This is a genomic window from Pectobacterium aquaticum, from assembly GCF_003382565.3.
In the GTDB taxonomy this organism is placed as follows: domain Bacteria; phylum Pseudomonadota; class Gammaproteobacteria; order Enterobacterales; family Enterobacteriaceae; genus Pectobacterium; species Pectobacterium aquaticum.
The window spans coordinates 2,734,125-2,747,434 of the sequence record NZ_CP086253.1; the positions used below are offsets into that span (position 1 = coordinate 2,734,125).

Annotated in this window: 12 protein-coding genes; 7 read left to right on the plus strand and 5 right to left on the minus strand. The window is 49.7% G+C overall.

Annotated features, from left to right (window positions below; genetic code table 11):
- Positions 1–57: 57 nt before the first annotated feature.
- Entirely contained in the window at positions 58–660 is a 603-nt protein-coding gene (locus DMB82_RS12790; RefSeq protein WP_015697693.1) for a LysE family translocator, read from the plus strand.
- Between the two features lie 509 nt (positions 661–1,169).
- On the opposite strand, the gene DMB82_RS12795 is transcribed toward DMB82_RS12790, so the two are convergent.
- The gene (locus DMB82_RS12795; protein ID WP_103162509.1) at positions 1,170–1,925 is read right to left on the minus strand and encodes an SDR family oxidoreductase; all 756 of its coding nucleotides are present in this window, start codon (positions 1,923–1,925) and stop codon (positions 1,170–1,172) included.
- Positions 1,926–2,040: 115 nt separating this feature from the next.
- Between DMB82_RS12795 and DMB82_RS12800 the strand changes: the two genes are divergently transcribed.
- On the plus strand, positions 2,041–2,637 hold the full coding sequence (locus DMB82_RS12800; protein WP_103162508.1) for a TetR/AcrR family transcriptional regulator: 597 nt from the start codon (positions 2,041–2,043) through the stop codon (positions 2,635–2,637).
- A 513-nt stretch (positions 2,638–3,150) separates the two neighbouring features.
- Here DMB82_RS12800 and DMB82_RS12805 read toward each other — a convergent pair.
- Complete coding sequence (locus tag DMB82_RS12805) at positions 3,151–4,077, minus strand: LysR family transcriptional regulator (protein WP_015697700.1); 927 nt, start codon at positions 4,075–4,077, stop codon at positions 3,151–3,153.
- 182 nt (positions 4,078–4,259) lie between these two features.
- Between DMB82_RS12805 and DMB82_RS12810 the strand changes: the two genes are divergently transcribed.
- The 4 genes from DMB82_RS12810 to DMB82_RS12825 all read left to right on the plus strand — a co-directional run bounded on the left by DMB82_RS12810 (position 4,260) and on the right by DMB82_RS12825 (position 9,030).
- On the plus strand, positions 4,260–5,423 hold the full coding sequence (locus DMB82_RS12810; RefSeq protein WP_103162507.1) for a mandelate racemase/muconate lactonizing enzyme family protein: 1,164 nt from the start codon (positions 4,260–4,262) through the stop codon (positions 5,421–5,423).
- 154 nt (positions 5,424–5,577) lie between these two features.
- Positions 5,578–6,705: an ISAs1 family transposase gene (locus DMB82_RS12815; RefSeq protein ID WP_116164942.1), complete on the plus strand. Its 1,128-nt coding sequence runs from the start codon at positions 5,578–5,580 to the stop codon at positions 6,703–6,705.
- Between the two features lie 48 nt (positions 6,706–6,753).
- Positions 6,754–7,599, plus strand: a complete 846-nt coding sequence (locus tag DMB82_RS12820; RefSeq protein ID WP_103162506.1) for a fumarylacetoacetate hydrolase family protein — start codon at positions 6,754–6,756, stop codon at positions 7,597–7,599.
- A gap of 87 nt (positions 7,600–7,686) precedes the next feature.
- Positions 7,687–9,030, plus strand: coding sequence for an MFS transporter (locus DMB82_RS12825; protein ID WP_103162505.1), 1,344 nt, complete (start codon positions 7,687–7,689; stop codon positions 9,028–9,030).
- A 223-nt stretch (positions 9,031–9,253) separates the two neighbouring features.
- Here the strand turns inward: DMB82_RS12825 and DMB82_RS12830 are convergent, their stop codons facing one another.
- The gene (locus tag DMB82_RS12830; RefSeq protein WP_116164694.1) at positions 9,254–10,114 is read right to left on the minus strand and encodes a helix-turn-helix domain-containing protein; all 861 of its coding nucleotides are present in this window, start codon (positions 10,112–10,114) and stop codon (positions 9,254–9,256) included.
- Positions 10,115–10,303: 189 nt separating this feature from the next.
- On the minus strand, positions 10,304–10,897 hold the full coding sequence (locus tag DMB82_RS12835; RefSeq protein ID WP_103162504.1) for a TetR/AcrR family transcriptional regulator: 594 nt from the start codon (positions 10,895–10,897) through the stop codon (positions 10,304–10,306).
- Positions 10,898–11,405: 508 nt separating this feature from the next.
- Between DMB82_RS12835 and DMB82_RS12840 the strand changes: the two genes are divergently transcribed.
- Positions 11,406–12,155: an NADPH-dependent F420 reductase gene (locus DMB82_RS12840; protein WP_116164692.1), complete on the plus strand. Its 750-nt coding sequence runs from the start codon at positions 11,406–11,408 to the stop codon at positions 12,153–12,155.
- 184 nt (positions 12,156–12,339) lie between these two features.
- Here DMB82_RS12840 and DMB82_RS12845 read toward each other — a convergent pair whose 3' ends face one another.
- Positions 12,340–13,221 (minus strand): LysR family transcriptional regulator, encoded by an 882-nt coding sequence (locus DMB82_RS12845; protein ID WP_116164690.1) that lies wholly within the window; start codon positions 13,219–13,221, stop codon positions 12,340–12,342.
- Positions 13,222–13,310 lie beyond the last annotated feature (89 nt).

Below are 13,310 nucleotides of genomic sequence, written 5' to 3' on the forward strand. Positions count from 1 at the left end.
AACGCCCGAGATTTTTGGCGACGACAAGGAAGAAATGCAACAACAGGACTGGAGTAGATGAGTATCACAGCACAGCAGTTAAGCTCCTTTCTGGTTCTGGCGATCGTTATGTCCGTCACCCCGGGACCAAACAACCTCATGGTCCTTTTTTCCAGCGTCCGCTTTGGAGCGCGTAAAACACTGGGTCACATCTCTGGCGCAAGTGCCGGAAGTGCACTCATGCTACTTTTAGTCGGCTTGGGACTGCATGAAATATTTACTTTATTCCCTTATATCCAGGTGTTCATGAAGTATAGCGGCGCAGCCTATATTCTTTATTTGTCCTGGAAGATTTTGGGAAGCACCGGTGAAATCAGGTCGGCAGACACATCACATCCAATGAGTTTTATCGGAGCCGCTTTTTTCCAGCTCATCAACCCGAAATCCTGGATTATGGCAAGTGTGGCAATATCCACATGTCTGCCCAGCGTGTTTTCATTCGAGGATATAGCGCTATACACCGTTCTTTTTGCTGCCGTGAGTTTCCCCTGTGTTGGGATCTGGGCCTGGTTTGGTGCAATGATCAAACACTACCTTACGGATGCGCGGTTAGTCAGGCGCTTCAACCAAAGTTGCGCAGGCATACTCGCTCTTTCTGCTTTGTCCATGACGCTGTTTTAACCGTCATAAGACAGTACCAGAACCACCAGATGATGAGAGGACCCTCTGCAAAACGATATGATGATCGGCGTTGGGCCCACCGGCAATTCATAAAGCAGTCTGCCATTCCCGATCCCGGCAGGAACCACTGGTGCAACTTACACTAACCCGCAGGGTATCAACCTGGCACCCTGCACCTACCGTGGTTTCTGCGGTTTTTACGGCTGTGGTAACTTCTCGAAATCTTCCCCGAATATCTGCGTGGTCCCGGCATTGATGGACCGAACCAACTTTATCCTGCTGACTGAATGTACCGCGTTGTATATCGATAAGGCCGAGGATGGCAAAACCGTAAGGTGTGTAACCTTCCTCGACTCTGATGGTAATACCGGCTTCCAGCCTGCCGATACCAGGACTGTTGCTGAGGCACGTAAGAAGCTTAACGTCGCCCACTGACTAAGAGATAAAATAATAAGTAACACTCCACAAGTTTATTAACATACTTGTGGAGTTTTTTTAGATCTAAACACTCAGTCTGCAGCCTTCCATTCAGAAAGCATTTTAAGGGCGCTGTCGTAGTGACCCGTCGCCCCGGCTGTACGTAAAAATTTGGCGCGCTCAACGATGATTTCATCAGGCGCCGGGTCTGCATGCAAAAGGTCGAGCGTCTCAGTCAGGAAGTCATCCAGCGGCATGGCATGCTCGTCATTTCCCTGTCCGAACAACGAGGTACGCACGCCAGGGGGCGCCAGCTCAATCACGCGCACGGGCGTGTCGGCGAGCTGAACACGCAAGCTTTCAGTGAATGAATGAACCGCAGCTTTTGTGGCGCTATAGGTCATGGCAATAGGGAACGGAACAAACGCCAGTGCGGAACTGACATTAATGATGACACTGTCATTCTTTTGAACCAGCTGCGGTAAGAACGCATAAGTCATACGAATGGTCCCCAGAAGGTTGATCTCAACGGTCTGTTGCGCAATCTTCACTGCATCCTGATCCAAAACATTTTCGCTCAACATAATACCGGCGTTGTTGATGACAACATTCAGGTCGGGGTAACGCACTGCCGCGAGTTCGCTCGCCCGGGTAATGGATCCGGCATCAGCAATATCGAGTTCAATGGCCTCGATGCCGGGATAGTCGTTTATGATTTGATCAAGTAAAGCCTTGCGACGGCCAGCGACAATGACCTTATTGCCTGCTTCATGAAAACGTACCGCAAGGCCCAGCCCTATCCCCGAGGTTGAACCCGTGATGAGGATCGTATTACCTGAAACTTTCATATGTTTCTCCGGATTGATGAAAAAGGTAGAATGACAAACGGACAACTATCCGCTTGGAAAATTTAACGGACAACTGTCCGTTAAGCAAGTTTTAATATTGTGGACAGGAGGACTGGTGACACAACAACAAAAAACGGAGCGCCCGGCACGCGCTGATGCGCAGCAAAATCGCGAACGTATTCTGTCGGTTGCACTTGAGGAACTGACCGTTTCCGCAGACGTGCCCCTAAGCACGATCGCGAAGAAGGCAGGCATCGGGCAGGCCACTTTTTATCGCAACTTCCCGACACGGGAGGTATTAGTGATGGAGGTTTATCGCTATGAGATGTTGCAGGTCACAAAGTTTGCAGAACATTTGCTCCGGACCTGCGCACCCGAACAGGCGTTACGTGACTGGATGAATCGCCTTGCCGAATACGCGATGACCAAAGCAGGCCTGGCCAATGCCATTCGCAAGGTATCGCTCTCGCGGGACTGTCCGGAAAAGGCAGGCTATGCCCCTGTCATTGCTGCCGCTCAGTTGTTACTTGATGCCAATAAGAAAGCGGGAACTATCCACCCGGGGGTTACCACTGACGACTTTTTCCTGGCAATTGCAGGGATATGGCAGCTCGATTTTAATGATGAGTGGCAGCCTCGGCTAACCTGGCTCATCGACATGGTGATGGCGGGACTACACGCGGGGGCACCGATACGCCCTGTTTCTCAGTAGACGTCAACCACAGCGTACATGCAGGAGAGTGGCGAAACCGCCGAAGTATCCCGGGATGTTTGAACAATAATTGCCTCGCCTTTTCATTATTTTTTAAGCCTGGTATTGATTGATATTTGCAATACGTGGATCTGGTTAAAAACATCAGGCGCAAAGGCGTTCTTATTTGCCGGGATTACAACATGCTCCATCCTGACAGCGCCTCAGTCGCAAACTTCACTCACACCGCAACTTCCGGGTCGAGCCGTCCAAACCCGGGCCGGTTATCGATCCTATGCGGAGCAGACGCGATGAAGCAAACTGGTTGTACAGGTAAAAAGCGCGCGGTTGGAAATAGCACTGTGCACTTCCGACCTCATCAACGGTAAGAATCTCAGAGCGTTGTTGAGTACATAACGGGCCATTGACCGACGCACGAGAAGTTGCCGAAATCATCAAAAAAAATCCAGTCAGGGAGATGTGCCACGGTTTCATAATATTGATGTTGGAAAACGCCTGAATATGTTCCGATTGTCATATTTGGCCGTCTACGAAAATTTCCCACAACTCTTCTACTGCCCGGGACATCCTTGCTGCGGGTCTGAAAAGTCTGATGTCTATGGGTATCCAAAGCGCACTGTCTTTCTTAGCCGCAACGGCAATGGAGCCGGCATCCACATCCGGCGCTGCTAGGGTTTCTGGTAGCCATGCGATGCCGTCGCCGGCCCTGACCATAGCCAGTAATGTGGCAGCAAGATCAGCAGTGAACGCGATATCCATCCCACGTCTGGCACGATTTACCTGTGAAGTGTTGGAAAGGATCCGGCCGAGTCCGGACTCCGCTGAATAGGACAGGAAGGGAAACTTTTTACTGCCTGAAGCATGCCAGACCGGCTCGCGGGTTGCCGGGTCGCATCTGGAATAAGGCAGTAAAGTTTCCCGTCCGAGCCGGACGCTGAGGTATTTGGACTGATCGAGATTGATGTGCATATGAGGATGGTAATAACAAAGTAGAAACTGTGCGTCACCTTTGTCAATCATACGTTCGCAGGCACTTAACGTGTCAGATAACAGGCGAAAAGAGCCGAAGCGCGCGATTTTTTCGTTATTACGCATCAGCGCCGGAAAAAATGAAAATGACAGAGAGTGTGTAGCGGAAAAAATAACGTCCGGTTTGGTTTCTCCCGCAGCTTCTATAGATTCACTTCTCAGGGTATAGAGTGCGCGAATAAGTTCAGGGATCTGCGTGACGAAAACCTCCCCGGCGCGCGTCAGGCTGACGCCCCGACGATTTCTTTCAAAAAGCGGGGTTCCAAGCCACTCTTCCAGCGAAACAATTCTCCTGCTGAATGCTGGCTGCGTCACATATCGTGAAGCTGCTGCACGGGAGAAATTCAGGGACTGTGCCAGAGCCACACAGTCCTCAAGCCAGGTTAATTCAAGATGATGCCTGTTTTGCATTACAGTCTGCCTCTTTGGCATTAGAACGGAATCCATGAACTGCTTAGGATGAAGTCAGACAGGGCAAAAAGCTCCCTGAACACTACGTCAATGTATTATGCCAATAAATATATGGCATGACATAACCCATTGCGTAGGTACGTAAGTTAGATGTTATTTGACTGAGAACTGCCGGAGAGAACATGCGTATCCTTGACGTTGTAGAAATTACCAAACCCATTGCTTCCCCTATCCGTAACGCTTACATCGATTTCAGCAAGATGACGGCCAGTCTGGTTGCCGTTGTGACAGATGTTGAGGTAGACGGACGCCGCGTAGTGGGATACGGCTTCAACTCTAACGGCCGTTACGGTCAGGGTGGGCTTATCCGTGAACGCTTCCGTAACCGCATCCTCGAAGCCGAACCTGAAAGCCTGCTGAATGCCAAAGGCGACAACCTGGATCCGCATAAGATCTGGAACGTCATGATGAGCAACGAAAAGCCGGGCGGTCACGGCGAACGTTCAGTTGCGGTAGGTACGCTGGACATGGCTATCTGGGATGCAACCGCAAAAATTGCTAACAAGCCGTTGTTCCGCCTGTTGGCAGAAATGAAGGGGGTTGAGGCTAATCCGCGCGTCTTCGTATACGCAGCTGGCGGTTATTATTATCCAGGTAAAGACCTGAGCGCGCTGCGTCAGGAAATGCGCGGCTACCTGAACCGCGGCTACAACGTCGTGAAAATGAAAATTGGTGGCGCATCTCTGGAAGAAGACCGCCGTCGTATTGAAGCCGTGCTGGAAGAAATCGGTAGCGAAGCACGACTCGCCGTTGATGCCAATGGCCGCTTCAATCTGGAAACCGGTATTGCCTACGCGAAAATGCTGCGCGAATACCCGCTGTTCTGGTATGAAGAGGTCGGTGACCCGCTTGATTACTCCCTGCAGGCCGCGCTGTCAGAGTTCTACCCGGGCTCAATGGCCACGGGTGAAAACCTCTTCTCTCATCAGGATGCCCGTAACCTGCTGCGTTATGGCGGTATGCGTCCTGACCGTGACTACCTGCAGTTTGACTGCGCGCTCTCTTATGGTCTGGTTGAGTATCTGCGTACGCTTGATGTGCTTGAGCAGTTTGGCTGGTCACCGTCACGCTGCATTCCTCACGGCGGTCACCAGATGTCCCTGAACATTGCCGCCGGTCTCGGCCTGGGTGGCAATGAAAGTTATCCCGATCTGTTCCAGCCTTACGGCGGTTTCCCGGACTCAGTGAAGGTAGAAGGTGGCCATATCATCATGCCGGAACTGCCGGGTATTGGTTTTGAGGGTAAATCAGACCTCATCAAAGAAATGCAGGCTCTGGCTGAATAAGTTCCTGCTGGCATATCGTCTTGCTTAATTTAATGACGCCCTTCCGTTATGTCGAAGGCAGGGCAAGATCATGAACATTTTATAAACAAATTCAGAACGCTTTGACCTGCAGACCGAGTTGTGATCTTATACTCCCTTTTCCTGGGAGCCATCCATGCAGCTCGATGCCTTTTCTGAGTTCTTTTCCGAACTTCACGACCCGCGCCAATCCGCGAAAATATCCTATCCACTCTTCGACATTCTGTTCCTGACAGTTTGCGCTGTCATCGGTGGCTGCGAGGGCTGGGAAGATATTGAAGATTTCGGGCAAGCGCATAGTCGCTGGTTCCAGGATAAAGGATTGTTTCCAAATGGCTTACCCGTTCACGATACCATTGCTAGAGTGATGTCCAGCCTAGCTCCCGAGCAGTTTCAGGCCTGCTTCCTCAAGTGGATGCAAGCAGTCAACTCTCGTGCCAAGGGGGAGCTGATCGCCATTGATGGCAAGGTTCTGCGTAGTTCCTATAACCGGGACGACCGACAATCGACCATCCATATGGTCAGTGCATTTGCCAGCGCCAACAGCATGGTGCTCGGGCAAGTAAAAACAGACGAAAAATCCAATGAAATTAAAGCGATCCCTGAATTGCTGGCATTGCTCGATATGACGGGTTGCCTGATTTCGATTGATGCGATGGGTTGCCAGACTGAGATTGCCGCCCAGATTGTGGACAAGGGTGGCGACTATCTGTTGGCCGTCAAAGGCAATCAAGAAACCCTGCATCGCGCCGTTCGCAAGTCCCTTGCCCCTCTGATACGGGAAGGCAGTCATCAAGCCAAGATCGAACAATCACGAGGCCGGACAGAGCTCCGAGAATACCATGTGATGCCAGCAGGCGACATGGTAAAACAATTTTCTAGCTGGAAGGGCTTGAGCACGCTGGGCGTGGCGATTGGCTACCGCCGTGATAGCAAGGGCAACGAATCACTGGAATATCGCTATTACATCAGTTCAGCTGCGTTGACCGAAGAACAATTGGCCAAAGCCGTGCGCGGTCATTGGGGAATAGAAAATCAACTGCACTGGGTACTGGACGTCACGATGAAAGAAGATGCGTGCTCTATCTATCGTGGAGAAGCGGCTCAGATATTGGCAACAGTGAGGCATATGGCGCTGAATATGCTGCGAGCGGAGAAAGGCAAAACAGCCAGCATCAGACGCAAACAAAAGATAGCCGCGATGAATAGCGACTATCTGGAGCAAGTCATTGTGGCTGGAATTACAGCAGCGAGTGAAAAATGAACACTCATGCTCTCACCCTGATGTCGAAGGGCGTTGCGGGAAAAGTATATGAAGCTTTTAAGTTATCTCACACCTGAAGGATATAAAAGTTACGGTATTCTACAGGGCGAGGCAATTATTGATCTAAGAAGCCGGACAGATATTGATACCACCGATCTGAAAAGTTTTATCAGAGAAAGGGGCATAGCTGCTGCTGGCGGATATATCAGCCATGAACCGGATTATCAGCTTTCTGAGATTACCTTTCTTCCTGTAATTGAAAATCCGGGAAAAATACTTTGCGTTGGTATGAATTATCAGACCAAGCGCACGGAGTTCAGCATTACTTCGGATGCGCCTACCCTATTCATCCGGTTTCCTGATTCTCAGACTGCGCATCTGGGTGAGATCATGAAACCTGTGCTAAGCGACCAGCTCGATTATGAAGGTGAGCTGGTTATCATCATTGGAAAACCCGGCCTGAACATCACCGAGCAAGACGCCGCAGAATACATCGCGGGTTATTCCTGCTATATGGATGGCTCCGTGCGTGACTGGCAGCATACCTGGTTCACAGCTGGCAAAAATTGGAGCAAAACCGGTGGGTTCGGTCCCTGGCTGGTTACATGTGATGAGGTTCCGGATCCGCAAAAGCTCCAAATAAAAACCTGGCTAAATGGTGAAAGTGTTCAGCAGGACAACACAGCCAACATGGTTCATTCAATAAGCAAAATTATCAGCTACGTGAGCACCTTCACGCAGCTATCTCCGGGTGATGTCATTTTGACAGGATCGCCAGGCAGCGTTGGCCGTTCACGTAATCCGCAGATATTTCTTAATGACGGTGATGTTATAGAAGTTGAAATTGAGTCAATCGGGCGTCTGACTAATTTCGTCGTCGCAGCTTCAAAATAATAAATAAAAATTTACCTGACTGATATTCAAAAGGACCTGGGATCAGCATTTCCTCCCCCTACATCTGCTTCAAATGAGGAAGTTATCATGAGTGAGAATGCTCTTAAAGGTAATGCACTTATCGGGAAAAATCGCTGGACAATAATACTCCCCGCCGTGTTTATCATGTATACCATTTCTTTTTTCGACCGGGTGAATATTGGCATGGCACTGCCCCATATTACGGCCGAAATGGGGCTCAGTTCGGTTGAGGCTGGCTGGCTTGGGAGCGCATTTGCGTGGGGCTACGTGGCTACGCAGTTTACCGCCGGTTGGCTGGCACTCCGTTTTGGTTCGCGCAGAATTATTGGCGTCAGCCTGTTTCTTTTTGGTGCCTGCGCCATGCTTACCGGCCTGACGCGAAACTTCGGTGAACTGGTTGCGATCCGCTTCTTGCTGGGACTCGCTGAAGGCCCGATTCAGGCCGCCACGGCGATGTTTCTGGCGCAGTGGTTTATGAAGCCGGAACGGGGTCGCGCTTTTGGTATCTGGAATCTCAGCCTGGGTGCCGGGGCGTTTCTGGCCGGTCCGATATCTGGCTGGGTCCTCGCGCACCATAACTGGCGCATGATGATGGTGATTGAAGGTGCACCGGCGTGGCTGTTCTGCATCATCTGGTTTTATGTTGTACCCAAAAGCATTCAGGCCGCAAGCTGGCTGAGCGCCGAAGACCGGGATCATATCCAGAAAGACCTGGCGGCTGAGCAGTCAAACTATGTGAAAGAGAAATCCGATCCATGGTGGACCATTCTTAAAATACCCGCACTCTGGCTGATGCTTATCGGATACTCCCTGCATAGCATGCTGGCTTACGGCTTTACCCTCTGGCTGCCGACGGCACTCAAGGATTACGGAACGCTCAGTGAATTCATGGTTGGTCTGATCAGCGGAATGCCCTTCCTGATGACCATGGTGGGCATCTGGTATATCACCCGACGGTCAGATAAATACAATCAGGAGCGGCGGTTGCATGCCGCTATTCCCACCGTCTTGTGTGGTGTCGCTTTATTGACTGCCGCTTTTGTGCCGCTGTCATATTACTGGGTTCAGATAGCATTGTTCATGTTTGTCGGCCTGACAATGAAGATGCTTGTGCCGCTGGTTTACGTCCGGTTGACTGAAGTCCTTCCGACAAAGAAAGCGGTCCCTGCGGTGGCATTCGTAGGCGCATGCAGCAATTTCATTGGACAGTTTGGCGGACCGCTCGTTGCCGGCTACCTGAAACATCTGGGGGGCGGCACTGATATGACGCTCGCCTGGGGCGTTCTGGGCCTGTTCTCAATCGTTGGTGGAGTGCTTTTTGCCCTTGCCGTAGGCCGTGAAGAACACGTCTGGGACATTCGACAGGCGTTCAGGGTTTCTTCCCACAGGACAGTTTCCGCACGGGAATAAAAAACAGAGCCTGCCCCTGCCGTATGGGGCAGGCAGACTTTTTCAACAGATTACGTGTATCAATCGGGAGTGCAATGCGAGGTTACATATCAGAGAGTCCTTGCGGGTTTCTGGCCCGTGCCAGACGACTATTTTCTCACGACAGGGTAGTCTCTGCAGTTAAGTCCTGGTCGCAAATAGCGCTGGCTGCTAAGCGCTAAAAACGGGGGCTCCTTCTGATTAATTAACAATCGATTTGAGCTTTTTTGTCAGTTACAGGTATGTAATAACACCCCCGGAAGCTTAACTCACCTTTATATGGTTCCACCTTACTTTCGCATATAAAAAAATCATGTCCGGTCCGGCGGGCTTCGCGTCTAAGTGGCATAATATGGTCGTAAATATTTACCTGCATTTCTGTCAACTGCTCAGGTGTTCCCTGAAAAGGAAACCGTAGAAATGCCGCTGCACCATCTAAGCTGGTGTGGCCTTCCGGGATAACTTTTGCAAACGTCAGGCTGAAGTTTATTTGTTCAGCGTTACTGGAAGACGGTTCACACATTGCAGCGAAGGATATCGGAAATACATCATTCGGCATTTTTCCGGCTATGCGAAATAATGCCTGGCGCTGCTCGGTGTGGAGCCGCACATTACCAAGATCCGTACTGTTACAGTTATAGCTCAGACTGATACCCGGTAGTGTATGCAGATTTGCCATAATACGCTGCGGGGCTGGCAATACTGGATATTCTCCAGTAAATTCGGGAAGCAGCCCGTCAAAATCCCAGAGCTCAGACTCACGATAGCGACCTGGCGCCAGACCAAAATGACGCTTGAAGGTACGGGTAAATGTTTGCTGCGTACTGAAACCCAACCTATCAACTATTTCGATAACGGAAAGGCTGGTCATTTTCAGCATGATTGCAGCCCTGTATAGCTTTCTTTGGCGGATGTAGGAAGCGAGTGTAAGTCCGGTTTCAGCCCTGAACAGTCGCTGAAGATACCACTTACTGTATCCTGCCCTTACTGAAACATCTTCTAGAGAAATTTTCTGGTCAAGATTTTTTTCAATCCAAATCAATAAATCTCGCGTAAAGCTGTTCATTTTCAATTCCGAAATCTGTACGGATAACCGTCTATGTTCTGATTAGAATGTTCACGCCTGGCATCAGCGATAATGGAGCCTGCTGCAGCATTCACTTAGCTTCAGTCACATACATGCTTTTAGATGACACTCTCAGCAGAAGTATGGCCTAAAATTCAAGGGACTATTGTGTAACCATCACAAACAATGTCAGCTCTTCGGTTGTGTTTCACTTGCCCCCCATCCTTTCTTCAGCATGTCGCTAAGTACAACTCGTGTCCGTTGGTCTGCGACCTTAATGCCGCTTGCCCATGCTACAGCCAAGGCTGCGATGAAAATGTCACGCCCGTTCAAATCCCGACGGGCAAGCCCATCATTTTGAGCTGCCTGAAGAATAGTCTCAGTCTTGTCGATGACATTAAGGCAGGCAGGAGTCAAAGCCGACTGAGCCTGACATGCAGCCTGCAAAGGTTCAGGAAGGCCGTGATAAGCAAGCATCCAGTCGCCCAGCGCGTCGATCCACTTCTCCAGTGATCGTCCGCTATCGCTTTCTTCCGCCTCAATGATCAAACGCTGTTGTTCCAGTACTAAATGATGGTGATCCAGCAGCGAAGCAAGCAATGCATCTTTACTTGGGAAATGACGATAAAGGGTCCCGGCCCCCACCCCTGCTTTTTTGGCAATTGCATCCATAGAAACATTGACGCCCTCGCTCACGAATGCCTGGCGGGCTACATCAAGAATGTGCTTTCGATTACGTTGTGCATCCTTGCGGAGCCCAGCCAGGGAAGACATATCAGTCATAGCAACTTTTGACCTTGAAAAGTGGAGAAACTCTCCGTATATTCTATTAAACGGAGATACACTCCGAATGATACAGAGTGTGGCTGCGTTGTACAACCGGGCAGCATAGATAACGATATATGAAGACCAGACACATGATGCTCGGCAGGCACTTCAGCAACGATTATGGTGATCAAACGGACTGAGGGCATATAGCCGTTTATCACATAAGATCTGCGCCCGCGACGTGATGACACATCATGCTCAGGGTGGGGGAAAGTACAAGTCACGGCTCCTGTTTTACATCCTTTTTCTCAATGAAAATGGCGAAAGAGTAAACGAAACGACGATGGCTACCGTCTCCCACACTTTGAATTTTGGTATTTTCAGCATTACTGGAGTGAGTACTGTTCGCGAAATTATAACGAACTGGTACACAGTGCACATCAAGCGGCGATCGTGATAAGCAAGGAAAGTTGAGTTTTCACTAAGTATTAAGCAGTCAGTAACGCAAACTGGAGAAATCATTATGAAGATAGGTATTTTAGGCACTGGTAATATCGGGAAAACACTCGTCCAGAAACTGACCAAAGCAAGCCATGAAATTAAAGTCGCGAATTCTCGCGGGCCCGAGACGATTGATGCTCAGATCCTGACTTCTGGCGCCCGTGCGGTAACATCTCAGGACGCGATGAAGGACGTAGACGTAATTATTCTCTCAATTCCCTTTGCGAGCCACTCGACGATTAAGCCCCTTATGGCAGACGTTCCTGAGGAAACTGTAGTGATCGACACTGCTAATTATTATCCGGTACGGGACGGTATAATTCAGGATATTGAGAACGGCATGGTGGAAAGCCTGTGGGTTGCCGAGCTGTTGGGTAGGCCGATTGCCAAGGCATGGAACGCAATAGGAGCACGTGCTTTTGCCGAATCAGGGATGGTGTCAGGCAACCCAGACCGTATCGCAATTCCCGTCGCAGCAGACCGAAAGAACGATCGTGATATAGCAATGCGATTGGTAGAAGCAACTGGTTTCGATGCATTCGACGCTGGCACTCTGGCTGATTCATGGCGTCAGCAACCCGGATCGCCAGTTTACTGCACAAACCTCAAAAAGCATGAGATGGCTACAGCGTTGGATACGGCAGATAAAGCACGTCTCCCCAAACGCCGTGACCTGGTAACAGCAGTGGTACTAGAACGTTTCGGCGCAGAGAAGTTGAGTAATTCCGATGCAGATTTCCTCACGACTTTGAACCGCATCATTTACAGATAGATTATGGATTTACTCTCCATGACCCGGCTGTTTTGAGACAGCCGGCTTCCATTTGCTTTTCCGGGACATGTATTGAATCTGTACTATCATTAGCGCCGGTTCAGCCTGTCTGCGCTGGTGCCTGTAGCAGAATATTGAATTTGGTCCCTCATAAATCAAGAGCAATTGCATCTGTGTTGGGGGGTCAAGTATTTATTCCTAACGCTGCCAGCAATGTACTGATTTTAGGCGAACGATGGCGCGATTTTGCATAAATTAATGAAAGCGGAATCGAAGCCTCGGAGTATTCTTGTAGTAGCTCGACCAGTTTACCGTTTTCCAGATATTTACCGACCGCAAAGTCCATTATTTGAACAACCCCCATCCCGCTGAGTGCCGCCTCTAACAGTACATCCGCAGTATCGACGACCAGATTACCCTTAATATCAAAAGCCTGCTGTTCTCCCGCTATATAATAAAACCACTTTGTGCTACGCCCAGTTTTCTGTGCTTTAACAGCCAGACAGTTATGCTGTACCAGTTCCGCTGGCTCTTTAGGGATTCCGTGGCTGTTTAAATATTCCGGTGACGCAACGGTGACAAAACGTAAATGCTTGATGGTTCTTGCGATAAGCCGTGAGTCCTGTACGCTGCCAATTCTAATCGCCGCGTCAAAGCCTTCTTCCACCAAATCAACCAATCGGTCAGTCATAACCGCGTCAATTGTTAATGCCGGATATCTGTCCAGGATCTCTTTGAGCATAGGAATAATTACCAATCGGCCATAGGCAGAAGGTGTCGTTATTTTTAGTTCGCCTTCAGGGAATACAGTTCTGCCGGTAATCGAATGCCCAACCTCATCCATTTCATGCATCAGGCTTCTTGAGGATTCATATAAAAAAACGCCATCGGTAGTCAGACTTACAGAGTGGGTATTGCGGTTAAGCAAGGTAACACGGAGGTCGAGCTCGAGTCTGGTAATTGCACGCGAGACCCCTGATTGGGTGAGGCCCAATGCCTGCGCAGCTTTGGTAAAACTCTGCGTTTCCCCTACTTTAATAAAGATTTTAAGCGCGTTTAAATCCATAAGTCTTCTCTTGCATCTCTTACACGAACATCTATGCATCGTGGAGGTATCAAGATACAAAAAAACCTGACAGAAGTTAAATATCAATG

Excerpts from the sequence above, each read along its gene's own strand:
- DMB82_RS12790 (WP_015697693.1), top strand. The coding sequence starts at position 58 with ATGAGTATCACAGCACAGCAGTTAAGCTCCTTTCTGGTTCTGGCGATC.
- DMB82_RS12795 (WP_103162509.1), bottom strand. The coding sequence starts at position 1,925 with ATGAAAGTTTCAGGTAATACGATCCTCATCACGGGTTCAACCTCGGGG.
- DMB82_RS12805 (WP_015697700.1), bottom strand. The coding sequence starts at position 4,077 with ATGCAAAACAGGCATCATCTTGAATTAACCTGGCTTGAGGACTGTGTG.
- DMB82_RS12810 (WP_103162507.1), top strand. The coding sequence starts at position 4,260 with ATGCGTATCCTTGACGTTGTAGAAATTACCAAACCCATTGCTTCCCCT.
- DMB82_RS12815 (WP_116164942.1), top strand. The coding sequence starts at position 5,578 with ATGCAGCTCGATGCCTTTTCTGAGTTCTTTTCCGAACTTCACGACCCG.
- DMB82_RS12820 (WP_103162506.1), top strand. The coding sequence starts at position 6,754 with ATGAAGCTTTTAAGTTATCTCACACCTGAAGGATATAAAAGTTACGGT.
- DMB82_RS12825 (WP_103162505.1), top strand. The coding sequence starts at position 7,687 with ATGAGTGAGAATGCTCTTAAAGGTAATGCACTTATCGGGAAAAATCGC.
- DMB82_RS12830 (WP_116164694.1), bottom strand. The coding sequence starts at position 10,114 with ATGAACAGCTTTACGCGAGATTTATTGATTTGGATTGAAAAAAATCTT.
- DMB82_RS12835 (WP_103162504.1), bottom strand. The coding sequence starts at position 10,897 with ATGACTGATATGTCTTCCCTGGCTGGGCTCCGCAAGGATGCACAACGT.
- DMB82_RS12840 (WP_116164692.1), top strand. The coding sequence starts at position 11,406 with ATGAAGATAGGTATTTTAGGCACTGGTAATATCGGGAAAACACTCGTC.
- DMB82_RS12845 (WP_116164690.1), bottom strand. The coding sequence starts at position 13,221 with ATGGATTTAAACGCGCTTAAAATCTTTATTAAAGTAGGGGAAACGCAG.